We start from the raw sequence: 25,215 nt of genomic DNA on the forward strand, positions 1-25,215 counted from the left end.
CCCTAGCGCACCCCGCACAACACCCGGTCGTTGCCGACCTGCCAGATCGTGCCGACCTCGGAGAACCCGGCCGCGTCCAGGGCCTCGACATGGGTGGCCAACTGCCCGGCGGGCGAGCCGTAGTGCGCCGCGATCTCCCGCTTCGCGAACAACGGCGCCAACACCGGATCGGCGGCCACGGCATCCCACCACAGTGCCCACGACTCCGGCGGGTTGTCGCCGAACACCCTGTCCTTCAACGTGTCCACGAGCGCGTTCTCCAGTTTGGCCAGCCGCGTCTCCTTGTCCACATAAAGGTGGTCCCCGTTGAGGAACAGCGCGCCCGGCGCCAGCACCGTCGCCAGGTTCGCGTACATCCGCCGCAGGTCAGTGGGATCCAGCCAGTGCAACGCCGTGGTGCTGACCGCGGCGTCGGCGGGCCGCTCCAGCCCCAGCGCCGTCGTCCAGCCCAACTCGACCAGGTCCGCCTTCACGAACCGCAGCCCCGCACGATCCCCGTAAGCGGCCTCCCCCAACGCCAACAACACCGGATCGGCATCAACAGCGACCACAGTGGCCTTCGGCAACCGGTCCAGCAACCGCACCGACAGCGACCCGGGCCCGCACCCCAGATCGATGATGACCGGATCGGGCCGGTCGACCCCCGCCTCAACGGCGTCGATGATCGCGGTGAACCGTTCCTCGCGTTCGGGCAGGTAACCCTCCTGCTGGCGGTCCCACCGCGCCAACCAAGAACGAGCGAAATCCGGGGTGAGAGCGTTCATGACCGACTCCTGTAACTGTCGTCTAAGCTGATGGCAGTAACAAGCTAGCCCGAAGGGACGTAACCAGTCAAGTGAACTTCAACAGTCACACCGACGCCGTCGTCGCGGTATCAGTAGAACTCGTCAACCTACTGACCTCGGGTTACAAGCAAGGACGCCCCTATTCACCCCCACAAGACGAAGACCAAAAAGTGGCCATCGCCACAGTCCTTTCGGCCCGCAAACGCGACCGCCACCTCCTCACCGCCACCGAAACCACCGAGATCCAAGCCCTGGCCCAACGCCTGCGCCCGATCTTCACCGCAGTCAGCCTCGCCGACCACGACGACGCCGCCGAACGCGTCAACGCCCTACTCCGCGACACCGCCGCCCACCCCCTGCTCATCAAGCACGACGGCGAACCCTGGCACATCCACTTCCACGGCGACCGCGACTCCTACACCAACGACTGGGCCGCGGGCTGCGCCACCGGCCTGGCCATCGTCCTGGGCAGCGAACACGCCGACCGCCTCGGCGAATGCACCGCACCCGCCTGCGACCGCGTCTTCGTCGACACCTCCCGCAACGGCACCCGCCGCTTCTGCTCCACGTCCTGCCAAAACCGCGTCAAGACAGCGGCCTTCCGAGCCCGAGAAAAAGCCCGAAAATAACCCCGCGCCTCCGCGCTTCGGCCGCTCGCTCGACTTCCCCCGTTGGCCTACCCGCCCGCTCTCCCCCGCCGAGCATCCCGCTTCGCCTGCTCCCGATCCAGCAACTCCTTGGCCCCCTCCGGATCCAGCTCCCCCATCCGAGCCACGATCTCCTGGGGCGACAACAACGGCTCCTCGGTCAACCAAGCGTCAACCGCGTTTCTGTCCGGCAACGGATGCCGCATCCCCCGAGGCCGCCCCGTCATCCCCGACCCCACCACCCCCGAAGTGTCCACCCCAAAAGGCTCATCCTCATCAACCATCACAGCCCTCCTTCCGGCCCCACCGTATCGCCCACCAATTTCCCCAACCTCCCTTCACCGTCACACCCACGTGATTACATGACCCCAACCAAAGCCGAGAGGAACCCACCATGGACTGGAAGATCGAGGTCGTCCCAGTACCCGTCACCGACATAGAACGCGCCAAGTCCTTCTACGCGGACAAACTGGGCTTCAACGTCGACATCGACTTCACCCTCCCTGACGACACCCGCATCATCCAGCTCACCCCCCACAACTCCGGCTGCTCCATCGCCCTGGGGGCACCCACCTCCATGCCCCCGGGCTCCCTCCACGGCGTCCAAATAGTCGTGGACGACATCGCCACCGCCCGCCAAACCCTCCTCACCAACGGCGTAGACATCACCCCGGTCCAACACTTCGACGGCAAAACCTACGTGGACGGCCCGGGCGACGACTGGAACTCCTGGGCCTTCTTCGCCGACCCGGACGGCAACAAATGGACCCTCCAAGAACGCCCAGCCACGACCACCTAACCCACGGCACAAACACGCCACCCAGAGTCACCAAACCCGTGGCAGGCTTTAACCATGCGCATCGAACTGGTGAAGGGCGACATAACCACCCAAGACGTCGACGCCCTCATAAACGCCGCCAACTCCTCCCTCATGGGCGGAGGCGGCGTCGACGGCGCCATCCACCGCAAGGGCGGACCCACCATCCTGGACGAATGCCGCAAACTCCGCGACTCCCACTACCCCAAGGGCCTCCCCGAAGGCCAAGCGATCGCCACCACCGCGGGCAACCTCCCCGCCCAATGGATCATCCACACGGTCGGCCCCGTCTACTCCCGCCACGACGACCGCACCGAAACCCTCCGCGCCTGCTACCGCAACAGCCTCACCATCGCCGACACCCTGGGCGCCACCACCCTCGCGGTCCCTCTCATCTCCTCCGGCATCTACGGCTGGCCCAAGGACGACGCCATCCGCCAGGCGGTAGACGTCCTCCAAACCACCCCCACCTCGGTCACCCTCGCCCGCATTATGCTCTTTTCCTCCGAAGAGGTCTCCGTCGCCACCCGCCTCTACCCCGCCCTTGTCGTCAGCTCGTTACCCGGTACGGAGTTCGGGTTCTCACACGGCGCCGGGCGGTTGCGGAGAGCCACCCCTCGTCTTGGCGCGACGCTTGGCAACAACAACGGCGATGACGACCGCAGCGGCAAGCACGAGGACGGCTGCGGTGATGCAGAGCGGGAGGAGTAGCGAACTTGCCCCGGATGGGGTCAAAGCGCCATCACTGTTGCCGGAGCCGTTGCCATTGTCTTGCTGGCCTTGTCCCTTGCCCTGTTCGTCAAGCGGCAACCGATCAGCAGGGTCTGAAACCGTCTCCTTGCCAGTTGGACCTTTATAGACAGTTTCTTCGGTCAATGCCTTGTAGGGGTTAACGATTCCCCAGCCATACTTGTTGTCAAAGCCCTTGGGGCCTTTATCATCCACTGTATCTAGCAAACGGTCAACTAGGGAAGAATAATCCAAGTTGGGATAAGCCGATTTGATGATCGCAAGCGTGCCAGCCACAATAGGAGCCGAACCCGACGTACCGGAGAAAGTACCATAGCCACCGCCTTTTGTTGCAGCTACCAATTCCGTCGCTGGGGCCGAAAGTCCAAACTGCGGTTGCACTGCGGCTTCTGACAACTGAACGCTTCCCTCCCAGAATTCATTGTCCTGAGTGGTACCAGAAACCGGAATTGCGCCGGCGTCCATTGCCGGCCACCCCGTAGTATTGTTCTTCACTTGCCCGAGAATAGGATCGTCAGCATACTTGTCGGTATTCCCAGCGGAACCCACTAGCGGCACGCCATTATCCATGGCGTACTTTACGGCGTCCGATATTTCCGGGTATCCCGACATGCTGATTGAGATGATATCGACCTTCTGATCTACCAGCCATTTGATGGCTCCGGCAATGTAGCCTCCCACCTTCTCACCTTCGCCTTTTCCCCAACGGAGGCCCACGGACACCACTTTCGCTTTGGGCGCAATCCCAATTATTCCATCCGTGTTGCTATCGCCATGCCCATGCCCGACTATCAGACTTGAAACGCTCGTTCCATGGCCATCATGGTCATTAAGGCCGTCATCCTTCGAAGTGCCGAAATCCTTCCCCGCCTTGACATTCCCATCCAAGTCTGGATGGTCAGCATCGACACCAGAATCAATGACACCCACAGTCACACCCTCACCCTGGGAGAGTTTGTGAACATCCTTCAGACGTAGTGCGTCGACAATCCACTCTTGACTTCTAGGTTCGTCGGCGAAGGCTGACATAGGTGCGACAACTATCATCGCGGTCAATACAGCCAGTGATCCTATTGCAGCGATGAAGCGATGGCGCATTCGTTTCGGTCCTTTGAGTGGAAACCTGGGGCCCTGGGAGAAACGCACGCGGCTTGGTGACACGCGCGCTCCAACGGCAATCGTACGCACGCCAGCACTTGCCGCCCGAAGTTCTGCTTCTAAGTTCCGGGCCAGTGGCTGGTGTCTGGACGTCCACGTTGCGGATCAAATGCGGTCGGTCCTGGGTCGTGCGATGCATCTTTGACCGGTTCCTCTCTCCCCTGGGCCGTGCCTCCAAATACCGGGCCAGGGTCGTGTGTGATCGCGTTGGGGTCCCAGGTCCGTTTGCCGATCACGCCGGGGACCATGTCCTTCGGGGGCTGCCAGAAGCCGTCCTCGGACTTGACCGCTTCCCGGGGGGTGGGGATCGCGTGGTCGATCTGGGCTGAGTTACTCAGACCGTTGTCGATCACCGGACGGGAGAGGCCGTCGGATTGTTTTAGTAGCTTGCGGCGCTTTTCGCGGGCTTCGTTGATTTCGCGACGGAGCAGCGAGCGGGCCGTTTCGGGTTCGGGGCGCTTGCCGAAGGGTTCCGGTTTGGCCGGGTGCTTCATTTTGTCGCCCACGAGGGGGGTGCGGGAGTGGCCCTTGGCTTCGGCTATGCGGTCTCGGGGGTTGATGACCCGGGATGTGTAACCGCGGTTGGTGTTGTCTACTGGGGACTTGCCGCTGGACTTCGTGCCGGGTTTGTTCGCGCCTCGGATGACTGACGGTTGTACTCGGCGGGGGGCGGGTTGGGTGGTGGCCGTGGGTTTGGCGGGTGCGGAGCGGCGGCCTAGTACTTCGCCCGACTTGCGTGGTTCGCCTACGCGGTTTACCGGGGCCATCTGGGATTTTTGGAGTCCGCGGCCTGCCCAGCGGTTGGTTGCGCTGTTGGGTGTGGTCATTGAGCGGACCGGAGGTGACGTGCGGGCCGGGAGGCCGGGGGTTCGGGGGGCGGATATGGGGCCTCGGGGGCCGAGGGTGTTGCGGGCGTTGGTGGTGGGTGCGGTTGGAAGTTTTGGTGGGGCGGTGGGGGGTTTGTTGCCGCCGCTGAGGGGTGGGACGCCGCCTAGGGGGACACCGGTTTGCGTTGGGCCGGGCATGCCGGTTGGGTGTGGGCCGGTTGGGGCGGTGTGGGTGGGGGTGGTGGGCGTGTGGGGGCCACCGCTTTGGAGCTCGGGGTGGGCGCCTAGGGCGTTGCCGCCGTAGGAGGTTGCGGAGAGGCCGGCCATGTCGTAGGTGTTGGAGCCGCTGCCGCCGTCTCCGGCCCAGCTGTCTTGGCCGTCGGACCAGTCTCCCGCAGCTTCATCAGAAATTCGAACTGGCTTGATCGGCCGGATTTCCGATTCAATATGGGGTTTGTTTTGCTCATAGTCCTTGAGAGCAACATTCATATACTTGCGAGCCTGCTCATCGAACGGCTTTCGAATCTCGTCCGCAGAAGGTGGTCCTTCAGCCTTGGGCCCAAGAACGAAGGGGTTGCCAAAGCCCAGAGGCGGCGCGTACTTACCCGAGGCCACATCAGCCGCGTTTCCAAGTACCGCTTTCTGATACTGGACGTGTTGCTCGGCAACTTTCTCGCGTGCCCACTTCGCGTAGGACGCCACGGAACCGACCGCCTTGGCACGGTTATCCGCCTGGGTCTTCGCGGCGTCCAAGTGCGCGATTGTTTCGTTTACGACTGCTTGGAACGGCCCCGCAGACTCGGAACTCCACACCTTCTTAATGGCTTTCAGCCGCTCGATCAAAGCTTCATGGATCGCACCTATTGCCGTGCTGGTATTAGCCCAGCCGACACCGATCTTCTCCAGCGCTTCCCCATCGTCAGCAGACGTCATCTCGTACAGCTCGGTGACATCGAACTTCTCGTATTCCCCCATGCGTCACGCCTCCTCTTTCTTGGGTTTGGTGACGTCATTTATGACGTCACTGACCTGGTCGATGCTCGAGCTGTTGAGAGTGTCAACATCCCCGATAGAGCCGGCGATGTACTTGCAGAGCAGTCCAAGATTATTAACGGCAATACTGGCTTGAGCAAGGTATACGTTGGTCTCTTGCATACGCTGGGAATGAGTGATGGCAATACCGTGCAGTGTCTCTTGCCTGGGATCAGCTCCAACCGGCTGAATCATGTCATCTCCACGTTCACCGGCCGGGTTTTGAAGTTGCTCACGGATGTCTCCCGCCGCAGTCTTGAGATTTTCTGCGTCCTTGAGCAGCGCATCACCGAACGCCTTCAGCGAGACGGTGTCCATCTCCACCGCTTCGAACTCGATGTTCGGTTGTGGTGCGCTTGAGCCTCCGCCGGACTCTCCCGCGTAGTCGTTCATCGGAGTAGGGCTCCCATCAGGGCAGTCATTACAGTGCTGGTGCGTTTCGGGCCCGCTTCGCACCCGTGGCAGGCACGTTACCAGTGGTTCGCAAACGACTCCAGCCGCGAATACCGAGTACAGGGTCTTCAGGCCCTAGTGGGTGCTACTCAGCGTGACTCGAGTGTCTGGATTGTATCTGTATGTCCGTATTTTTTGGAGGCAGCGTCACGGAGCGTGAGGGAAAATTAAGAATCGGAAAACTGTCCGTCGATTGTGGATAGCTTTAGTTCCACAAGGGTTCGCGCCGAGGAGGTTCTAGAATCCCAGGCGTTGTAGGTACTTCGGGTTGGTTTGCCAGTCCTTGGCTACGCGGACGTGGAGGTCTAGGTAGACGCGTTGGTTTAGGAGCTTGGCTATTTCTTTGCGGGCGTGGGTGCCTACCGTGCGGAGGCGGGAGCCCGCTTTGCCGATGACGATGGCTTTTTGGGAGGAGCGTTCTACGTAGATCTCGGCGTAGATCTTGGTGCGGGGGCCGTCTTCCAGGTCTTCGATCTCGACGTCTTCGATGACTACGGCGATCGAGTGGGGTAGTTCGTCGCGGACGCCTTCCAGGGCGGCTTCGCGGACCAGTTCGGCGATCATGACGCGCTCGGGTTCGTCGGTGATCATGTCGTCGGGGTAGAGCTGGGGGGATGTGGGGAGGTATTTGGAGAGGACGTCGACGAGGACGTCGACCTGTTCGCCCGAGACCGCGCTGCAGGGGACGATGTCGGCGAAGTCGGCCATGTCGTTGACCGCCATGAGTTGTTTGGCCACGTCGGTTTTGGAGACCAGGTCGATCTTGGTGACGACGGCGACGACTTTGGCTTTTTGGGCCGTGATCTCGCGGGTGATGTAGCGGTCGCCCGGGCCGATCTTTTCGTTGGCCGGGATGCACAGGCCGATGACGTCGACTTCGCTCCAGGTTTCGCGGACTTCCTCGTTGAGGCGTTTGCCCAGGACGTTCTTGGGTTTGTGGTAGCCCGGGGTGTCGACCAGGATGAGTTGGGAGTCGGGGCGGTGGAGGATGCCCCGGACGACGTGGCGTGTGGTTTGTGGACGGTTGGATGTGATGGCGATCTTCGAGCCGATGATGGCGTTGGTCAGGGTGGACTTGCCAGCGTTGGGGCGGCCCACGAAGCAGGCGAATCCGGCCCGGTAGTCATCGGTCATGCGTCGAGCTTACGGATGGCGGTGCCGTCGACGGCGTAGATCGGGGCCGAACGTGACAGGTCTCGTACCGCCGCGGTGCCCGGGGCGTCGGTGGTGCCCAGGAAGATGGCGGCTTCCAGGGTTTCGGCGCCGGCGGCGGCGGCTTGGGCTACGGCTAGTTGGAGGCCGGTGAGTTGGAGGGACGGTAGGGAGATGGAGGCGGCGACGTAGCTGCGGCCGTCGTCGTCGCGGACGGCTCCGGCGGAGGATGCGCCGATGCGGGAGGCGGCGGCGCGGGCCAGGGTGACGAGTTTCTGGTCTTCGGCGTCCAGGGGTGCTGTCATCAGTGGTTCTCTTCCTCTTCGTCGGGTTGGTCGGCGATGCGGCGGACGACGACGGTGTCGATGCGGTTGCGACGGCCCGCGGTGCCTTCGGCGGTGAGGTCGAGGCCGTGGATGGTGGCGTGGGCGCCGGGGATGGGGACCTTGCCCAGGGCTTGGGCCAGCAGGCCCGCGACGGTTTCGACGTCGCCGGGTTCGATGTCGACGCCGCACAGTTCGGACAGGTCTTCAATGGACATCCGGGCCGTGACGCGGTGGGCGCCGTCGGGGAGGGCTTCGACCGTGGGGCGTTCCACGTCGTATTCGTCGGTGATCTCGCCGACGATCTCCTCGAGGATGTCCTCGATGGTGATGACGCCGGCGGTGCCGCCGTACTCGTCGACGACCACTCCGATGTGGATGCGGGCCGCCTGCATCTCGCGGAGCAGGTCGTCGACGGGTTTGGATTCGGGGACGAAGGTGACGTCGCGCATGACCTCGGAGACCTTGGGGTCGGCGCCTTCGCCGGTGAGGCGGACCAGGTCCTTGAGGTAGACAACGCCGGAGACGTCGTCGACGTCGTCGCCGATGACCGGGATGCGGGAGAAGCCGGAGCGCAGCGCCAGCGCGAGGGCCTGTTTGGCGGACTTGCTGGACTCGACCCATACGGTCTCGGTGCGGGGCACCATCACTTCGCGGGCGATCGTGTTGCCCAGGGCGAAGACCGAGTTGATCATCTCGCGTTCGCCGTGTTCGACCTCGCCGCGCTGTTCGGCGATGTCGACGAGTTCGCGCAGTTCGGTCTGGGTCGCGAATGGACCTTCGCGGAAGCCTTTGCCCGGGGTGACGGCGTTACCGATGAGGATGAGCAGTTTGGGGAGCGGGCCCAGGGCGCGGCCGAGCCAGTGGACGATGCCCGCGCTGGCCAGGGCGACGGGGTAGGCGTGTTGGCGGCCGAGGGTGCGGGGGCCGACTCCGATGAGGACGAAGCTGACGATGGTCATGGCGGCCGCCGTGATGGCGGTGGCGGCCCAGCCGATGTCCCAGGCGCGGAAGGCGGCGACGGCGACCAGTGTGGTCGCGGTGAGCTCGCAGGCCAGCCGCAGCAGCATGAGGAGGTTGATGTACCGGGGAATGTCGGCGACGACTTTCTTGAGCGAGACGGCTCCCCGTTGCCGGTCTCGCACGAGTTCTTCGACCCTTGCGGGGGAGACGCGCGACAGTGCGGCGTCGGTCATCGCGGCCAGCCCGGCCATCACCACCAACGCGGCGGCAATGCCGAGCAGCATATAGTAAGAGGACATCGTGGGGTCAGGTTGTCCGTTCTCGTCGCCAACTGTCCAATAGGGATTGCTGTAGGCCGAACATCTGTTTGGCCTCATCGGGTTCGGCGTGGTCATAGCCGAGAATGTGAAGGACACCGTGGACGGTGAGCATGTGAAGCTCGTCCGCTGTGGAGTGTCCGGCCTTGGCGGCCTGCCGCTCGGCGACCTCGGGACACAGGACGACGTCGCCCAGCAGCGTCTCGGCCGCGGGCTCGGAGTCGTTGGACGGTCCGCGACCCACCGACAGCTCGTCCATCGGGAACGCCAGCACGTCGGTGGGACCGGCCGCGCCCATCCAGCGGTGGTTGAGCTCGGACATGTAGGTCTCGTCGACGACGAGGATCGACAGATCCGCCAGCGGGTGCACGCCCATCTCGGACAGGGCGTGCCGGGCTACGTCACAGATCGACTCGGTGCCGACCTCGGCGCCGGATTCGTTGGCTACTTCTATCGGCACGACTCACGCCCTACCGACGCCGATTCGGTTTACGGGTCGAATCGGGCGCACCGCTGTCACGCTGCTCGGCGTCCCATTTGCCATACGCGTCGACGATATCGGCGACGAGGCGATGCCGCACCACATCGGCACTGCCGAGGCTGGCGAAATGCAGATCGTCGACGCCCTCGAGGATGTCCCGGACAATCTTCAGACCGCTGCGGGCCCCGCCGGGCAGGTCCACCTGGGTGACGTCGCCGGTGACCACGATCTTGGAACCGAAGCCCAGCCGGGTCAGGAACATCTTCATCTGCTCGGCGGTGGTGTTCTGCGCCTCGTCGAGGATGATGAACGCGTCGTTGAGGGTGCGGCCGCGCATATAGGCCAGCGGCGCGACCTCGATGGTTCCCGACTCCATCAGCTTCGGGATCGAGTCGGGGTCGATCATGTCGTGCAGCGCGTCGTACAGCGGCCGCAGGTACGGGTCGATCTTCTCGAACAGCGTCCCGGGCAGGTATCCCAGCCGCTCCCCCGCCTCGACGGCGGGACGGGTCAGGATGATCCGGTTGATCTGCTTGGCCTGCAACGCCTGTACGGCCTTGGCCATCGCCAGGTAGGTCTTGCCGGTACCGGCGGGACCGATGCCGAACACGATGGTGTGGTCGTCGATGGCGTCCACATAGCGCTTCTGGCCGACGGTCTTGGGCCGGATGTTGCGGCCGCGACGCGACACGATGTTCTGGGTCATCACGTCGGAGGGGCTCTCGGTCGCGCCCTCGGCGAGCATCCCGGAGATGCGCCGCACGACGTCGACGGTCACGGCCTCACCGCGTTCGATGACGGCGATGAGTTCGTAGAACAGCCGCTCGGCCTCGGCGATGTCCTTGGGTGCGCCGGTGAGCGTGATCGTGTCGCCCCGGACGTGGACGTCTGCTTTGATGGCGCGTTCGATGAAGCGCAGGTGCTCGTCGGCCGAGCCCAGCAGGCTCACCATGGTGCTCGGATCGCCGACGGTGATCTTGGCCTGGGGACGGGACGCGCCGCCCGATGTTGGACCTTCTGACATAGGCACGGCCCCCGCGGGCCTTTTGCCACCTGCTTCCACGACTCGGTGCCACGCCTTTGCGGCGCGGCGTTGTTGAGCAATCGTATAGGCAAGCCGCGGGGGTGGTCATCCGACTTACCGGCGGTGTGTGCCGGTCGCGACCGGGCTCACAAACTAACGTGGTTACGGGGCACCGGCCTGGTCGGCGAGCTGGCGGAGACCGTCGACGATGCCGCGGGTCAGGTCGCCGCCGCCGAAGGCGGCCGTCATGGACAGCGCCGCCAGGGCCGCGTTGCGGTCCGGGATGCGTTTGGCGGCACGCTCACCGGTGACGATCTCGAGTTTGCGCTGCTGCGGGGACACCGCGACCAGCACGCTCTCGGACGGGTTGGCGAGCTTGTCGTGCAGGCCGCGCGCCGCGCCGGTGGTGGGCTCGTGCAGCGATCCAACGTAGACGCTGAAGGTCAGGCCGGTCTCGCGGTCGGCCGCGGTGAGGGCCTCGTCGATGCGCAGCAGCTGCCGGACGCTGAACGGGCCGTCGGTGACGTCGCCGTCCAGATTCGCCTCGATCGGTTCCGGTGCCACGGCCGTGTTACCAGCTGCCACTTGCGCCTCCCTTGATGCCCGTGCGTGAGTGGGTCGATCCGGCTTCGCCGGCCTCGATGGCCTTGGCGCCCGACTTCTCCGGCAGCGCCGCCACGTAGTCGGCGGCTCCGGCCACGGTCACTTCCTCGGGACGGGCCAGGAACCAGATCGGCGCGAAGTCGTATTCGCGTCCGGGCCGGTAGCGTTTCGCGTTCCCGGTGCCCGGCCGGTAGACCAGCCCCGCGAGGATGAGGTACACCGCCACGGGGATGCCGACGAACACCAGTACCGTCTGCAGAATCGTCATCATCCGCCTCTTCGCAAAGTCAATTTCGCGATTACCGTATCCGAGGCCGCCTCGGCGCCGCGCGACAGGTCGATACTGTGGATCATGTTCTCCGAACTTCACCCCGAGGCCGACCCCGCGACTTTGGACGCCGCCGACCCGCTGGCGTCGTTCCGCTCGGAATTCGCTCACGATACCGAGGACCTGATCTATCTGGACGGTAATTCGCTGGGCCGTCCGCCGCGAGCGGTGCTCGACGCGGTCCGGCGGGTCACCGACGAGGAGTGGACGAACCGGCTGATCCGGGGCTGGGACGAGTGGATCGAGTTGCCGTCGCGGGCGGGGGACGCGCTGGCGGCGGATGTCGTGGGTGCCCGGCCCGGCGAGGTGCTGGTGTGCGATTCCACCAGCGTCAACCTGTACAAGCTGGCGGCGGCGGCCCTGGACGCGGCGCCCAAGGGGCGGCGGGTGATCGTCACCGACGACGACAACTTCCCCACCGACCGGTACATCCTGGCGGGGATCGCCGAACGGCACGGCGGTGAGCTGCGCGTCATCCACACCGACATCGACGAGGGCGTGGACCCCAAGACGGTGGCCAAGGCCGTCAAGAAGGACACGGCGCTGTTGTGTCTGTCGCACGTGTCGTACCGCTCGGGCGCGATCGCCGACATGGCGGCGATCACCGAACGCGCGCACAAGTCGGGCGCGAAGGTGCTGTGGGACCTGTGCCATTCGGCCGGGGCGGTGCCGGTGGAGCTGGACGCGTGCGGGGTGGACCTGGCGGTGGGCTGCACCTACAAGTACCTCAACGCGGGGCCCGGGGCTCCGGCGTTCCTGTATGTGCGTGAGGAACTCCAGACGCGGCTGCGGCAGCCGATGTGGGGCTGGTTCTCGCAGACCGACCAGTTCGCGATGGGACCGGAGTACTTGCCGCGCGAGGACATCGGACGCTTCGCGGTGGGCACCCCGACGGTGGTCGGGGTGGCGGCGGTGGAGGCCGCGGTGGCGGTGACGGCGCGGGCCGGGGTAGCGGCGCTGCGGGAGAAGTCAGTGCGGCTGGGCGCGTACGCGCAGGCGCTGTTCGCCGAATGGCTGGCGCCGTTGGGGTTCGAGCTGGCGTCGCCGGACGATCCGCTGCGCCGGGGCGGCCATCTGACGCTGGCGCACAAGGAGGCGTGGCGGATCGGCCAGGCGATGCGTGCGCGTGGCGTCATCCCCGACTACCGGGAGCCGGACCGGCTGCGGCTGGGTTTCGCGCCGCTTTACAACGGCTATCGCGATGTCCACGAGGGACTGTCGCGGGTGGCCGACATCGTGCGTTCCGGCGAGTACGAGAAGTTCCCGGCCGAGAAGGGGCAGGTGACATAGGGCCGGGCGCGGGCGTGCCGAGCCGGTCGGCGGGCGCCGCGGCGACTGGCGAGCGCTAGCGGCCGGGCCGGAGCGAGTGCGGAGGCAGCGAGTGCGGCCAGCCGTCGACCTAGTCGCGGGGCAGCTTGGCCGCGCCGGGGCGGCTACAGAGCCGGTCGGCGGGCGCCGCGGCAGCTAGCGAGCGGCCGGCGCGGCTACCGAGCCCGGCGTGCGAGCGGCCGTTGGCCTAGTCGCGGGGCAGCTTGGCCGCGCCGTTGATGTTCAGCAGCACCGAGTACACCGAGCCGGTGGCGGTGACGAACAGCCGGTTGCGTTTGCGGCCGCCGAAGACCAGGTTGGACACGTTCGGTTCCGGGATCCGCAGCCGCGCCAGGTGGGTGCCGTCGGGGTCGAAGCAGTGGACGTCGGCGCAGGCGGCCCAGATCCGGCCGGTCTCGTCGAGCCGGATGCCGTCGAACTGGCCCTCGGGGCACTCGGCGAACACCTCGCCGCCCGACAGCTTGCCCTCGGGCTCGACCCGGAACCGGCGGATGTGGTTGCGACGGGTGTCGACTATGTACATGAGGCTCTCGTCGGGTGAGAACGCCAGCCCGTTGGGGCGCTCGAAGTCGTCGGCGACGATGTCGACGGCCCCCGAGACGGGGTCGACGCGGTAGACGTGACAGCCGTCGATCTCGGGTTCGGCGCGCTCGCCCTCGTAGTCGCTGGTGATGCCGTAGGGCGGGTCGGTGAACCAGACCGAACCGTCGCTGGCCACCACGGCGTCGTTGGGGCTGTTGAGCCGGTGGCCGTTCCAGCGCTCGGCCAGCACCGTGATCGAGCCGTCGATCTCGGTGCGGGTGACGCGCCGTCCACCCTGCTCGCAGGAGATCAGCCGTCCGTGCCGGTCGAGCGTGTGGCCGTTGGTGTAGTTCGACGGCGAACGGAACACGCTCACCGAGCCGTCGGTCTCGTCCCAGCGCAGCACCCGGTTGTTGGGGATGTCGCTGAACAGCAGGTACTTCCCGGACGGGACGTACACCGGCCCCTCGGTCCAGCGGCCGCCGGAGAACAGCCGCTCGAAGTAGTCGTCGCCGTGGCCACCAGCGAACCGTTCGTCGTAGGAATCGAAGACCACGGGGATGCGCTCGTCCATGACACTCTCCTGCGCTAGATTAAGTTCGGCGCCATTGCCGATACGCCGAACGATATACAGCCTCGGCTACGATAGGCAATATGTCATCTAGCACAGCCTCGCCGGACAACCGGATCGACGACGTCGACCGCGCGATCCTGGCCGCCCTCCAGCACGACGCGACCCGCCCGTACGCCGAGCTGGGAAAGGCCGTGGGCCTGTCCGCGGGCGCGGCGCACGAGCGGGTGCGCAAACTGCGGGAACGGGGCGTCGTGCGCGCCACCACGATCGACGTGGACGCGGCGGCGCTCGGCAAACCGGTGCTGTCCTTCGTGACCCTCGACGCGGCCGACTGGATGGGCGGTTCCGACACCGCCGAGGCGCTGGCGGCCATCCCCGAGATCGAGGAGGCCCACATCGTCGCGGGCTCGGGCACCGTCCTGCTGAAAGTGCGCACAGCGTCCACTCAGGAACTGCAATCGGTGCTCAAGCGTCTGTACGCCGTGGACACCGTGGCGACGACACACACGACGGTCGTACTGGAGACCCTGTTCACCCGGCCGGTCGCGATCGCGGACCGAACGGGTTCAGGCGGCCATTAACCAGACGGCCCAACGGGGGTCGGGGGTGCGGTGGCCGAGGACTCTCCACAGCGGATTCTTCGGCACCGACGGGGCGGGGGCCAGGCTCCAGCCCATCTCGCCGGGGGTACGGTCGCTCTTCTTGTGATTGCAGCGAGCGCAGGAGGCGACGACGTTCTCCCAGATGTGTCTGCCGCCGCGACTGCGGGGCATGACGTGGTCGATCGTCTCGGCGGGACCGCCGCAGTAGGCGCACTTCCAGCCGTCGCGGGCGAAGACCGCGCGACGGGTCAGGCTGACACCACGGCGTCTGGTGACCCGAACGTAACGATTGAGGCGCACGACCGACGGCACCTGGATCGTGACGCGTTCGCTGTGCAGGAAGCCGTCGCCGGGGGTGACGGTCTCGGCTTTCTCCGACAGCAGCAGAACCGCGGCGCGACGTACCGAGACGACGCACAGGGGTTCATAGGTCGCGTTGAGAACCAGGGCGCTGGTTGTGATGCCGCCATTGGCGGCGATGGACCCGATGGCGGTCATGTATAGCACCTCCTTGATCACTCGATCGCATTGCTACCAGTGTTGCCTATCAACTGTCAAAGTGCACCCACAAAAACCAGCTGGCCGCCCACCCCATTCCCTGCTCGGGGTCCGGCATGAGATAGGAACGATGTCGTGCTGACCGCCTTGATCGAAAAAGGGCCCCCGTGTGCCGACGAATCCGGTACCGCCTGCGCCCTGGTGTGGAACCTGACCGGGAACATGTGGTTGTCCGAGAGCGCGGACGTGCTGTTCTTCAAGCCGCTGCGGATATTGGCGATCATCGGGATCTGCCTGCTGGCCCGTGGACTGATCAACCGGGGCATCAAACGGCTGACGCGGGTGACCGCCGAGGGCAAGCCGCCCACGATCCTGAAGCCGTTCCGCGAGCGGGTTCCCAACCTGATGGCCGACTCCGACACCGAGGAGTTGCTGGGCGACCGCCGCAAGCAGCGCGCCGAGACCATCGGCTCGCTGTTCCGCAGTCTGGTGTCCTGGCTGATCTACGTGATCATGTTCCTGCTGATCCTGTCGGAACTGGACATCAACATCGGGCCGATACTGGCCAGTGCCGGGGTCGCGGGGCTGGCGATCGGTTTCGGCGCCCAGGCGCTGGTCAAGGACGTCATCTCCGGGCTCTTCATGATCATGGAGGACCAGTACGGCGTCGGCGACAGCGTCGACCTGGGCGAGGCCGTGGGTGTGGTGCAGGTGGTGGGCCTGCGGGTCACGACGTTGCGGGACCTGCAGGGGACACTGTGGTACGTCCGCAATGGTGAGATCATCCGGGTGGGAAACCAGTCGCAGAGCTGGGCGAACATCGTGCTGGACCTGCCGTTGGGGCCGTCCGTCGACGTGGACGCCGCCAACGAGGTGATCACCCAGGCCGCCGTCACGTTCAACGAGGACCCCGAGTGGGGAGAGTACGTTTTGGAGGAACCCGACGTTCAGGGTGTCGTCGACATGAACGTGGACGCCACGGTGTTCCGGGTGGTGCTCAAGGTCGACTCCGAGGAGCAGTGGGCGATCGGTCGCGAACTGCGCCGCCGGATCTCGCATGCCCTGCGGGAATCGGGAATCGCCAGTGAGCTGACCGCGGGACGCATCTTCGTGCCCAGGTCACCGACCCCGGGAGCTTGACACCTCACCGGTTCAGCCGATTTCATTGGCCATCCGGTTGACACAGCCCTCATCTGATCGGGCAAACTGGGGTGGCACAGGACGTCCCCTTTTCGGAAGGACACCCCGGCGGTGACAAACGATTCCAGGTCCGAGGCGGCCGGCGAACGCCCCGCGACCTATCGTGAGGTGTTCGCCTCCGCCGAACTGACGGCGCTGTTCGCGTCGTTCGCGGTGTCCAAGGCGGGCAGCATGCTCGCCCGGGTCGCCGTGACCTTCCTGGTCTACAACAACACCAACTCGCCGCTGTTGGCCACCGGGACCTTCGCGATCACCTACGCCCCGTACCTGGGCCCGGCGCAGCTGCTGGCGGCGCTGGCCGACCGGATGTCCTACCGCACCACGATGGTGGTGTCGGACTTCCTGCGGATGATCTTCATCGGACTGGTCGGGGTGATCGCGGTCCTGCCGATCGAGACCGCCGTCGCGCTGCCGTTCATGCTGGTGCTGGTGTTCGCCGCCGCCATGGTGGAACCGGCCTACCAGTCGGCCCGCTCGGCGATGATGCCCCGGCTGGTGGAGGGCGACGCGCTGACGCTGGCGTTGTCGGTGTACCTGACGCTCAACCAGTCGGCCCAGCTGGCCGGTTACTTCCTCGGCGGCGTCATCGCCGCCATCAACCCCGACATCGCGTTGTTCATCAACGCCGGTGCCTTCGCGCTGTCGGGCGTGGTGCTGCTGATCTTCGTCAAGAAGCGGCCGCCCGTCACCAACGGGGAGCCGCGCGAGAACATCTTCGCCGAGACCGCCGCCGGTTTCAAGCTGGTGTTCGGCAACCGGATCCTGCGCATCATCGCACTGGTGGTGTTCACCACCATCATGTTCACGATCATTCCCGAGGGTGCCGCGGCGCCGTGGGCCCACGAGGTGGGCGGCACCGCGGTGCTCCAGGGAGTGATCATGGCCTCGGCCCCGATCGCCGCGATCGTCTCCTCGGTGGTGTTCACCCGGTTCACGCCACCGAACCTGCGACGCAAACTCATCCGCCCCCTGGTCTTCCTGGCGCCCTTGGCTTTGGTGCCCGCGTTGTTCGAGCCCTCGGGAACGATGGTCGTGGTGATCGCGGTCGTGTGCAACCTGACGATGGCCTCGCTGTCGCCGCTGAACGCGATCTTCGTCAAGGCGGTCCCGGACGGCTACCGGGCCCGGGCGTTCAGCGTCATGCAAAGCGGCATGATGCTGATCCAGGGCATCGCGGTGGTGTCGATCGGGGCGCTGACGAAGCTGGGACTGTCCGTGGCGCACACCGTCGGCGCCTGGGGTGTGGCGGGAACGATAGTCGTGGGCGGTCTCCTGGTCTTCTGGCCCGCGAGCAGCGAATTCGACGACGCGGTGGCCGCCGCGTCGCCCCCGGCGGAGCCCGCGAAGCAGGCTGGTGGCGCATGAGCGGTGTGACTCCAGACGCGTTGCCTTTTCCTTTGCCCGAACGACTTGGCACCATATAGAGATGCCCGCAGACACCGCACGGCAAACCACGACCGACGCCACCAGTCTCTCGCTGAGCCCGGCACCCGCCGAACCCCCGCGTGAGAACTTCTACGAGGCCGTCGGTGGCTCCGCCACGTTCACGCGTCTCGTTGACGTGTTCTACGAGGGTGTGGCCGACGACCCGGTGCTGCGGCCCATGTACCCCGAGGCCGACCTGGGCCCGGCCGCCGAGCGGCTGCGGATGTTCCTGGAGCAGTACTGGGGCGGCCCGCGCACCTACTCCGAGCAGCGCGGCCACCCGCGTCTGCGGATGCGGCACGCGCCGTTCACGATCGGCCCGGCCGAACGCGACGCCTGGCTGCTTCACATGCGCAAGGCCGTCGACAGCCTCGAGCTGGCCCCCGAGCTGGACGCGATCCTGTGGGACTACCTGGAGCGGGCCGCGCATTTCATGGTGAACAGCGCGCAGTAAGCCTGCTCGGCCGTCATTGAATCGAGACCTCGTCGGCTCCGGCCGTTTGTCGAGGTCGCTTAGACTTGCGCCACATGAATCCACGATTGGGTGTAATCGCGGTTGCCGGTGTTACCACGGCCGTGCTCGTGGCCGGATGCGGACAGACCGGCAAGCTGGAGAGCGAGTCCTCCGACGGCCCCCCGGAGGCCGCGAAGGAGGACCTGGAGGCCGGCAAGAGCGAACCGGTGACCGACCCCATGTACCCGGACTACGGACACGAAAACATCGACGTCCTCCACTACGGCATGGAGCTGGACTACTCCCCCGAGAAGAAGACGCTGTCGGGCCTGGTGCGGTTGACGATCCGCCCGGTCGAGGACGCTTCCGAACTGGCGCTTGACTTCTCCGACGCCATGGAGATCAGCAACCTCACCGTCGACGGCAAGAAGACCGACTTCGACCTGAACGAGTGGGACCTGACCGTCGACACCGGACTCAAGAAGGACCGCAACGTCGAGGTCGAGGTGACCTACAAGGGCACCCCCGAGCTCGTGGACGCCCCGGCCGAGCGCGGCGACATGGCCGAGGGCCTGGGGGCCTCGGTCGGCCAGAACGGCGAACTGTGGGCGTTCCAGGAACCGCACGGCGCCCTGACCTGGTATCCCGTCAACGACCACCCCTCCGACGAGGCCATGTACGACTTCGAGGTCACCGTGCCCGAGGGCTACGCGGGTGTCGCCAGCGGCACCTTCGAGGGCAAGAAGGGCAACACCTACAGCTGGTCCTCTTCGGACCCGGTCGCCAGCTACCTGACCACGATCGCCGTCGACAAGTACGAGATGGTCGAGATGGAGGGCCCCGGCGATCTGCCGGTGACGGCGTGGATCCCGCCGCAGTACGCCGAGTGGGAGGCGTCGCTGAAGAAGATGCCCGAGATGATCGAGTACCTGGAGAAGCTGTACGGCCCCTACCCGTTCGACTCGGCGGGCCTGGTGCTGGTCGGCGGTGAGTCCGGTATGGAGACCCAGCAGATGATCACGCTGTCGGGCGCCGTCGGCATGGGCGGCCCCGAGGCCAGCGAGTCGGTGGTGGTGCACGAACTGGCGCACCAGTGGTTCGGCGACACCGTCACCCCGCTGGACTGGACCGGCCTGTGGATCAACGAGGGCCCGGCCACCTACGCGGAGCAGATGTGGCTGGTCGACCAGGGCATGCAGACCGCCAAGGACGTCGAGAAGGCCTTCGAGGCCCAGGACCAGGACCTGCGTACCCAGCACGGCCCGCCCGGCGACCCCGACCCCAACGCCTTCGCCAGCAGCAACAGTTACGTGTGCCCGGCGCTGATGCTCATCAAACTGGGCGACCAGATCGGCGGCCGCGACAAGGTCGACGAGCTCCTGGGGGCCTGGGTGGCCGCCCACGAGAACAAGTCGGTCACCCGCGAGGACTTCGTCGGCTTCGCCAACGAGCACACCGGCAAGGACCTGACAAAGTTCTTCGACAGCTGGCTGGACTCGGCCAAGACGCCCAAGGACAAGAAGGACAAGAAGAAGAAATAGACAGCGGACAGAAGATCGGCGCTCAGCTCCAGGGGGATGGGCTGAGCGCCGATCTTCTTCTTTGGGGGGTGTGTAGTTGTCGTGGGGGTCGAAGCCGGTTACAGGATCCCGGCTTCGCCGTGCAGCCAGTCGATGTAGGCGCCCGACACGGCGGCGGCGCAGTCGACGAACTCGTCCAGCAGGTCGTCGGGGACGCCGGGGCGCAGCGGGACCTGGGTCTCGCCGTACAGCGGGACGGAGCCCGACTCGGTGGGTTCGCCGACGTAGGCCTTGAGGAACCGGCGGGTGCGGTTCCACTCGTTGACGGCGCGGAAGGCGCGGTCGTTCCACTCCGCGGGCAGCGTCGAGTAGGCGCGGGCCCGCAGCACCAGGATCTCCCCGGCGGGGCCTTCGCGACGGATCTGCACGACGTGGCGTTCCCACATGGCCAGCAGCGCTCCCGCCTCGTCGACGAGGTAGCGGATGTTGAGGCGACGCAGCGAGGCGATCAGCCGCTCGTCGGTCAGCTCGGCCGACTTCTGGGTCGGGACCTCGTCCGTCAACTGTTCCAGGTCGTTGAAGAAGTCGGGGTCGAGGGCGATGAGGTCCTGCTTGATGATGTCCCAGCGGTCGTCGGGGTTCGACGGGGTGGTCATCTCCTCGCGGGGTGCCGGGATCGCGGCGGGCTGCGGTTCGCGACGCTTGGCGTCGTCGTAGCCGCTGGCGCGGGTCTCCGGTCGTTTCCTCCACCAGGCCATGTGTTGGACCCCTCCCGTAAGTCGGTGGTTGTTCGCGCCCCCCTCGGACGCGTTCGGCGCGGCCGGTCGTGTGTACCGGAAGTCGCGCTGGCCCGAAACTACTCGCGAATACCTGGGGTTCACCAGGGAAGAAGCCCTGGTTCGCTACGGTCGGACACCAAACCCGACCGTTCGGACAATGGACTCGACCGACCGTCGGACCTTACCGACCGGTTATGGGATACCCGGTAGGTGCACGCGGCGTTAACGCAAGGCCAGACCCGGTGCCGGACCCCATACCGCGCCCGCGATTCCCTCCAGCCCCAGGCGGCTACCCGAGCGCCGGACCCGCACCGTGGCGGAGTCCTGCCCCGCGAAGCCCATCCGCAACAGCCCGATCATGAGCCGCAGCGGGACCTCGTGTCGGGTGCCGTCGGCCTCGACGTGCAGCACCACCTGGTCCAGCAGCGCGTCGCGCAGCCGCCGGTCGCCGACACCCTTGCCGCGCGCCTCCTTGAGGGTGGCCGCGGCGGCCTCGCCGATGCGACGGCAGTCGGCGGCGGGCAGTTCCTCCAGCACCTCGCCCCGGTCGGTGGGCAGCGCGCCGCGCCACTGCTGGTCGGCGCGGCCGGGTTCGGCGCCGCCGTCCAGCCAGGCCACCAGCGCGTCGGCGCGCACGGTGGCGTCGGCCTCGGCGGTGCCGGGCACGGTCAGGTTGGCCAGGACCGTGAACGGCAGCAGCGTCCACAGTTCGGCGCGGCCGGGACCGCCGGGCCGCAGCCGGACCAGCGCGCCGGGGTCGAGCCGGCGGGCACGCGTGCAGAACACCCGCACGTCGTCGGGTGTCTCGGTGGCGAACACGGTGCTCAGCCCTGCCAGGTTTCCAGGTACTCGCGTTCCTCGGCGCGGACCCGCCGCGGGCGGCGGGCCTCCAGGTCGTACATGACCGCGACCGACTTGGCGGAACTGACCAGCGCGTCCTCGTCGAACATCTCGTACAGGATCGTGAAGGACGAGTTGCTGATCTCGCCGACCCACATCTCGACGCGCACGGACTCGACGTAGTCGACCGGGCGTTTGTAGTCGATCTCGTGGCGGGCGATGACGACACCCTCCTCGAAAACCATGCCGCTTTCCTTGGCCACGTTGAAGAACAGCGCCACGCGCGCTTCCTCGTACAGCGTGAGGAAGCGCGCGTTGTTGACGTGCCCGAACGCGTCGAGGTCACTCCAGCGCAGCGGGCACCGGTAGGTGAATCTGGCCATCAGTCGCGCGTCAGCTTCCGGTGGGTGACCCGGTGCGGCTTGGCGGCCTCGGGGCCGAGCCGGTCGATCTTGTTCTTCTCGTAGGCCTCGAAGTTGCCCTCGAACCAGAACCACTTCGGGTCCTCCTCGGAGGTGCCCTCCCACGCGAGGATGTGGGTGGCGACCCGGTCGAGGAACATCCGGTCGTGGGAGATGACCACGGCGCAGCCGGGGAAGTCCAGCAGCGCGTTCTCCAGTGAGGACAGGGTCTCGACGTCGAGGTCGTTCGTCGGCTCGTCCAGCAGCAGCACGTTGCCGCCCTGCTTGAGGGTCAGCGCCAGGTTGAGCCGGTTGCGCTCGCCGCCGGACAGCACCTTGGTGGGCTTCTGCTGGTCGGGGCCCTTGAAGCCGAAGGCGGCGACGTAGGCGCGCGAGGGCATCTCGACCTTGCCGACCATCAGGTAGTCCAGGCCGTCGGAGACGACCTCCCACACGGTCTTGGAGCCCTCGAGGCCCTCACGCGACTGGTCGACATAGGACAGCTGGACGGTCTCGCCGACCCGGACCTTGCCGGAGTCGGGCTGTTCCATGCCCACGATGGTCTTGAACAGCGTGGTCTTGCCGACGCCGTTGGGACCGATGATGCCGACGATGCCGTTGCGCGGCAACGAGAAGCTCAGGTCGTTGATGAGGGTCCGGCCGTCGAAGCCCTTGACGAGGTTCTCGACCTCGATGACGGTGTTGCCCAGTCGCGGGCCCGGCGGGATCTGGATCTCCTCGAAGTCGAGTTTGCGGGTCTGCTCGGCGGCGGTGGCCATCTCCTCGTAGCGGCCCAGCCGCGCCTTGGACTTGGTCTGGCGGGCCTTGGCGTTGGAGCGCACCCAGTCCAGCTCGTCCTTGAGGCGCTTCTGCAGCTTCGCGTCCTTGCGTCCCTCGACGGCCAGCCGCTCGGCCTTCTTCTCCAGGTAGGTGGAGTAGTTGCCCTCGTAGGGGTGGGTGCGGCCCCGGTCGAGCTCCAGGATCCAGTCGGCGACGTGGTCCAGGAAGTACCGGTCGTGGGTGATGGCCACAACGGTCCCGGCGTAGGCGGCCAGGTGCTGCTCCAGCCACAGCACGCTCTCGGCGTCCAGGTGGTTGGTGGGCTCGTCGAGCAGCAGCAGGTCGGGGGCCTCCAGCAGCAGTTTGCACAGCGCGACCCGGCGGCGCTCACCACCCGACAGGTGGGTGACGGCCTCGTCGCCGGGCGGACAGCGCAGCGCGTCCATGGCCTGCTCCAGTTTGGAGTCCAGGTCCCAGGCGTCGGAGTGGTCCAGCTCCTCCTGGAGCTTGCCCATCTCCTCCATGAGCTCGTCGGTGTAGTCGGTCGCCAGCTGTTCGGCGATCTCGTTGAAGCGGGCCAGCTTGCCCTTGGTCTCGGCGACGGCGGCCTCGATGTTGCCCAGGACGGTCTTGGTCTCGTCCAGCGGCGGTTCCTGTTGGAGCATGCCCACGGTGTAGCCGGGCATGAGTTTGGCATCGCCGTTGGAGACGTGGTCGAGTCCGGCCATGATCTTCAGCAGGCTGGACTTACCGGCGCCGTTGGGGCCGACGACACCTATCTTTGCCCCGGGCAGGAAATACAGCGTCACATTGTCGAGGACGACCTTGTCCCCGTGCGCACGACGCGCCTTTTCCATGGTGTAGATGAAGTTGGCCATGCCATCCCTCGACGAGTGTCCGAAAATTTGCCGCCGACTATCTTCGCAAAGCGCTTCGTGAGCCCTGTTTGCCGGGGCCGTCGGCTGTCCGTTCGATCGCATCCGGGTGTCCCCGGTGGGGCGAGCGAACGGCCCGTAACCGCTTGCGCGCGATCCCGCATCTCACCGTAACCTTATTGGCAACAGTTGTACGACGGAGGGTGCGCTATGTCAGGTTCCGAGGGCAGTGCTTTTGTCGTAGTGGCCAACCGGCTGCCGGTGGACCGGATCGTCGCCGAGGACGGCCGGACCACCGAGTGGCGGCGCAGCCCGGGTGGCCTGGTCACGGCGTTGCAGCCGGTGTTGCAGGCCGCCGAGAAGGGCACCTGGATCGGCTGGTCCGGCGACTCCAGCCATATCGATCCCTTCACTTTGGACGATATGCGGCTGCACCCGATCCCCTTGGACGACGAGGAACTGCGCAACTACTACGAGGGCTTCTCCAACGCCTCGCTGTGGCCGCTGTACCACGACGCGGTGGAACAGCCGATCTTCCGGCGGCGCTGGTGGACCAGCTACGAGCGCGTCAACGCCCGGTTCGCCGAGCGGGCCGCGTCGGTGGCGGCGCGCGGCGCGGTGGTGTGGGTGCAGGACTACCAGTTGCAGCTGGTGCCCGCGATGCTGCGTCGGCTGCGGCCGGACGTGCGCATCGGGTTCTTCCTGCACATCCCGTTCCCGCCGGTGGAGTTGTTCATGCAGCTGCCGAGGCGGCTGGAGATCCTGCACGGCCTCCTTGGTGCCGACGTCATCGGTTTCCAGCAACCGCTTGGGGCCCAGAACTTCCTGCGCCTGACCCGCCACCTGCTCGACATGAAGCCCAAGGGCCATTCGGTGATGGTGGACGACCGCGAGGTGAAGGTGGAGTCGTTCCCGATCTCCATCGACACCGCCAGTGTCGAGGAACTGGCGGCCAGTGAGAAGGTGACCCGGCGCGCCAAGGAGATCCGCGCCGAGTTGGGTGATCCGCGCAACATCATCCTGGGCGTGGACCGGCTCGACTACACCAAGGGCATCGAGCACCGGCTCAAGGCGTACCGGGAGCTGCTGTCGGAGGGGCGGCTGGCGGTACCCGAGACCGTGATGGTCCAGGTCGCCACGCCCAGCCGCGAACGGGTCGAGCACTACCGCACCCTTCGCTCCAGTGTGGAGCGTGAGGTCGGACGGATCAACGGCGACTTCGGGCAGGTGGGCCTGCCGGCCATCCACTATCTGCACCAGTCCTACGATCGCGCCGAACTGGCGGCCCTGTACCGGGTCGCCGACGTCATGGTGGTGACCCCGCTGCGCGACGGCATGAACCTGGTCGCCAAGGAGTACGTGTCCTCGCGGCCCGACGGCGACGGGGCGCTGGTGCTGTCGGAGTTCACCGGCGCGGCCTCCGACCTGAAACAGGCTTACCAGGTGAATCCACATGATCTGGACGAGGTGAAGGCCGGACTGCTGCGCGCGATCCAGGCTCCGGAATCGGATCGTCGCAAGCGAATGCGTGCGATGCGCCGTCACCTGCGCGGTCATGATGTGAAACATTGGGCACGCGGTTTTCTCACCGCGCTCGGCGTGCCCGAAACGGCCACCGCGTACAATTCCGGCAAAATTCGCGAAACGTTCACGACATAATCCGGGCCCTGTTAGGAGAGACTTGGATAGTGCCGTCGCACCGACGCGGCGGCGACCGGACATGCTGCGGGTCTTAACCTGATCGTCTAAATTCGTC

Annotated in this window: 26 protein-coding genes and 1 pseudogene; 10 read left to right on the forward strand and 17 right to left on the reverse strand. The window is 66.0% G+C overall.

Features of this window, described 5'->3' with window-relative positions:
• Positions 1-2: 2 nt before the first annotated feature.
• The gene (locus SNAS_RS22810; RefSeq protein ID WP_013019829.1) at positions 3-764 is read right to left on the reverse strand and encodes a class I SAM-dependent methyltransferase; all 762 of its coding nucleotides are present in this window, start codon (positions 762-764) and stop codon (positions 3-5) included.
• A 71-nt stretch (positions 765-835) separates the two neighbouring features.
• Here SNAS_RS22810 and SNAS_RS22815 point away from each other — a divergent pair, with 71 nt between their 5' ends.
• From SNAS_RS22815 to SNAS_RS36900, 3 genes are all read left to right on the forward strand, one after another.
• The gene (locus SNAS_RS22815) at positions 836-1,414 is read left to right on the forward strand and encodes a CGNR zinc finger domain-containing protein (protein ID WP_013019830.1); all 579 of its coding nucleotides are present in this window, start codon (positions 836-838) and stop codon (positions 1,412-1,414) included.
• A 412-nt stretch (positions 1,415-1,826) separates the two neighbouring features.
• Positions 1,827-2,231: a VOC family protein gene (locus SNAS_RS22825; RefSeq protein WP_013019832.1), complete on the forward strand. Its 405-nt coding sequence runs from the start codon at positions 1,827-1,829 to the stop codon at positions 2,229-2,231.
• A 54-nt stretch (positions 2,232-2,285) separates the two neighbouring features.
• On the forward strand, positions 2,286-2,960 hold the full coding sequence (locus SNAS_RS36900; RefSeq protein WP_013019833.1) for an O-acetyl-ADP-ribose deacetylase: 675 nt from the start codon (positions 2,286-2,288) through the stop codon (positions 2,958-2,960).
• Positions 2,961-3,158: 198 nt separating this feature from the next.
• On the opposite strand, the pseudogene SNAS_RS36905 reads toward SNAS_RS36900, so the two are convergent.
• From SNAS_RS36905 to ctaJ, 10 genes and pseudogenes are all read right to left on the reverse strand, one after another.
• Positions 3,159-4,097 (reverse strand): annotated as a pseudogene (locus tag SNAS_RS36905) (S8 family peptidase); the annotation flags it as partial.
• A 119-nt stretch (positions 4,098-4,216) separates the two neighbouring features.
• Entirely contained in the window at positions 4,217-5,959 is a 1,743-nt protein-coding gene (locus SNAS_RS35375) for a hypothetical protein (RefSeq protein ID WP_013019835.1), read from the reverse strand.
• 3 nt (positions 5,960-5,962) lie between these two features.
• Complete coding sequence (locus tag SNAS_RS22840; protein WP_013019836.1) at positions 5,963-6,409, reverse strand: hypothetical protein; 447 nt, start codon at positions 6,407-6,409, stop codon at positions 5,963-5,965.
• A 297-nt stretch (positions 6,410-6,706) separates the two neighbouring features.
• Positions 6,707-7,603 (reverse strand): GTPase Era, encoded by an 897-nt coding sequence (gene era / locus SNAS_RS22845; protein ID WP_013019837.1) that lies wholly within the window; start codon positions 7,601-7,603, stop codon positions 6,707-6,709.
• Positions 7,600-7,926 (reverse strand): hypothetical protein, encoded by a 327-nt coding sequence (locus SNAS_RS22850; protein ID WP_013019838.1) that lies wholly within the window; start codon positions 7,924-7,926, stop codon positions 7,600-7,602. The genes era and SNAS_RS22850 overlap by 4 nt, the downstream gene beginning before the upstream one ends.
• On the reverse strand, positions 7,926-9,206 hold the full coding sequence (locus tag SNAS_RS22855) for a hemolysin family protein (protein ID WP_013019839.1): 1,281 nt from the start codon (positions 9,204-9,206) through the stop codon (positions 7,926-7,928). The genes SNAS_RS22850 and SNAS_RS22855 overlap by 1 nt, the downstream gene beginning before the upstream one ends.
• 7 nt (positions 9,207-9,213) lie before the next feature.
• Positions 9,214-9,684 carry an rRNA maturation RNase YbeY gene (gene ybeY, locus SNAS_RS22860; RefSeq protein WP_013019840.1) on the reverse strand — a complete coding sequence of 157 codons (471 nt, stop codon included), beginning with the start codon at positions 9,682-9,684 and terminating at the stop codon, positions 9,214-9,216.
• 10 nt (positions 9,685-9,694) lie between these two features.
• On the reverse strand, positions 9,695-10,729 hold the full coding sequence (locus SNAS_RS22865) for a PhoH family protein (protein WP_013019841.1): 1,035 nt from the start codon (positions 10,727-10,729) through the stop codon (positions 9,695-9,697).
• Between the two features lie 162 nt (positions 10,730-10,891).
• Entirely contained in the window at positions 10,892-11,293 is a 402-nt protein-coding gene (locus SNAS_RS22870) for a DUF5130 family protein (RefSeq protein WP_052305108.1), read from the reverse strand.
• A gap of 7 nt (positions 11,294-11,300) precedes the next feature.
• A complete protein-coding gene (gene ctaJ / locus SNAS_RS22875; RefSeq protein ID WP_013019843.1) occupies positions 11,301-11,600 on the reverse strand; it encodes an aa3-type cytochrome oxidase subunit CtaJ in 300 nt (99 codons plus the stop codon).
• A gap of 84 nt (positions 11,601-11,684) precedes the next feature.
• Here ctaJ and kynU point away from each other — a divergent pair, with 84 nt between their 5' ends.
• A complete protein-coding gene (gene kynU / locus SNAS_RS22880; RefSeq protein ID WP_013019844.1) occupies positions 11,685-12,950 on the forward strand; it encodes a kynureninase in 1,266 nt (421 codons plus the stop codon).
• Between the two features lie 226 nt (positions 12,951-13,176).
• Here kynU and SNAS_RS22885 read toward each other — a convergent pair whose 3' ends face one another.
• Entirely contained in the window at positions 13,177-14,085 is a 909-nt protein-coding gene (locus tag SNAS_RS22885) for an SMP-30/gluconolactonase/LRE family protein (protein WP_013019845.1), read from the reverse strand.
• Positions 14,086-14,165: 80 nt separating this feature from the next.
• Here SNAS_RS22885 and SNAS_RS22890 point away from each other — a divergent pair, with 80 nt between their 5' ends.
• Positions 14,166-14,666, forward strand: coding sequence for an Lrp/AsnC family transcriptional regulator (locus tag SNAS_RS22890; protein ID WP_013019846.1), 501 nt, complete (start codon positions 14,166-14,168; stop codon positions 14,664-14,666).
• Here SNAS_RS22890 and SNAS_RS22895 read toward each other — a convergent pair.
• A complete protein-coding gene (locus SNAS_RS22895) occupies positions 14,652-15,185 on the reverse strand; it encodes an HNH endonuclease (RefSeq protein ID WP_013019847.1) in 534 nt (177 codons plus the stop codon). The genes SNAS_RS22890 and SNAS_RS22895 overlap by 15 nt on opposite strands.
• A gap of 135 nt (positions 15,186-15,320) precedes the next feature.
• Between SNAS_RS22895 and SNAS_RS22900 the strand changes: the two genes are divergently transcribed.
• The 4 genes from SNAS_RS22900 to SNAS_RS22915 all read left to right on the forward strand — a co-directional run bounded on the left by SNAS_RS22900 (position 15,321) and on the right by SNAS_RS22915 (position 19,805).
• A complete protein-coding gene (locus SNAS_RS22900) occupies positions 15,321-16,325 on the forward strand; it encodes a mechanosensitive ion channel family protein (RefSeq protein WP_013019848.1) in 1,005 nt (334 codons plus the stop codon).
• 111 nt (positions 16,326-16,436) lie between these two features.
• Positions 16,437-17,750 carry an MFS transporter gene (locus SNAS_RS22905; RefSeq protein ID WP_013019849.1) on the forward strand — a complete coding sequence of 438 codons (1,314 nt, stop codon included), beginning with the start codon at positions 16,437-16,439 and terminating at the stop codon, positions 17,748-17,750.
• Between the two features lie 61 nt (positions 17,751-17,811).
• Entirely contained in the window at positions 17,812-18,264 is a 453-nt protein-coding gene (locus tag SNAS_RS22910) for a globin (RefSeq protein ID WP_013019850.1), read from the forward strand.
• Positions 18,265-18,338: 74 nt separating this feature from the next.
• Positions 18,339-19,805, forward strand: a complete 1,467-nt coding sequence (locus tag SNAS_RS22915) for a M1 family metallopeptidase (protein ID WP_013019851.1) — start codon at positions 18,339-18,341, stop codon at positions 19,803-19,805.
• 98 nt (positions 19,806-19,903) lie between these two features.
• On the opposite strand, the gene SNAS_RS22920 is transcribed toward SNAS_RS22915, so the two are convergent.
• The 4 genes from SNAS_RS22920 to ettA all read right to left on the reverse strand — a co-directional run bounded on the left by SNAS_RS22920 (position 19,904) and on the right by ettA (position 23,462).
• Positions 19,904-20,542, reverse strand: a complete 639-nt coding sequence (locus SNAS_RS22920; RefSeq protein ID WP_013019852.1) for a type III secretion system chaperone family protein — start codon at positions 20,540-20,542, stop codon at positions 19,904-19,906.
• A 243-nt stretch (positions 20,543-20,785) separates the two neighbouring features.
• On the reverse strand, positions 20,786-21,382 hold the full coding sequence (locus SNAS_RS22925; protein ID WP_013019853.1) for a DUF8185 domain-containing protein: 597 nt from the start codon (positions 21,380-21,382) through the stop codon (positions 20,786-20,788).
• Between the two features lie 5 nt (positions 21,383-21,387).
• Positions 21,388-21,789 (reverse strand): acyl-CoA thioesterase, encoded by a 402-nt coding sequence (locus tag SNAS_RS22930; protein WP_144300836.1) that lies wholly within the window; start codon positions 21,787-21,789, stop codon positions 21,388-21,390.
• Positions 21,786-23,462 carry an energy-dependent translational throttle protein EttA gene (gene ettA, locus SNAS_RS22935; RefSeq protein WP_013019855.1) on the reverse strand — a complete coding sequence of 559 codons (1,677 nt, stop codon included), beginning with the start codon at positions 23,460-23,462 and terminating at the stop codon, positions 21,786-21,788. The genes SNAS_RS22930 and ettA overlap by 4 nt, the downstream gene beginning before the upstream one ends.
• A 207-nt stretch (positions 23,463-23,669) precedes the next feature.
• Here ettA and SNAS_RS22940 point away from each other — a divergent pair, with 207 nt between their 5' ends.
• Entirely contained in the window at positions 23,670-25,118 is a 1,449-nt protein-coding gene (locus SNAS_RS22940) for an alpha,alpha-trehalose-phosphate synthase (UDP-forming) (RefSeq protein ID WP_013019856.1), read from the forward strand.
• Positions 25,119-25,215: the final 97 nt, after the last annotated feature.

It is taken from the genome of Stackebrandtia nassauensis DSM 44728, assembly GCF_000024545.1.
Taxonomy (GTDB): domain Bacteria; phylum Actinomycetota; class Actinomycetes; order Mycobacteriales; family Micromonosporaceae; genus Stackebrandtia; species Stackebrandtia nassauensis.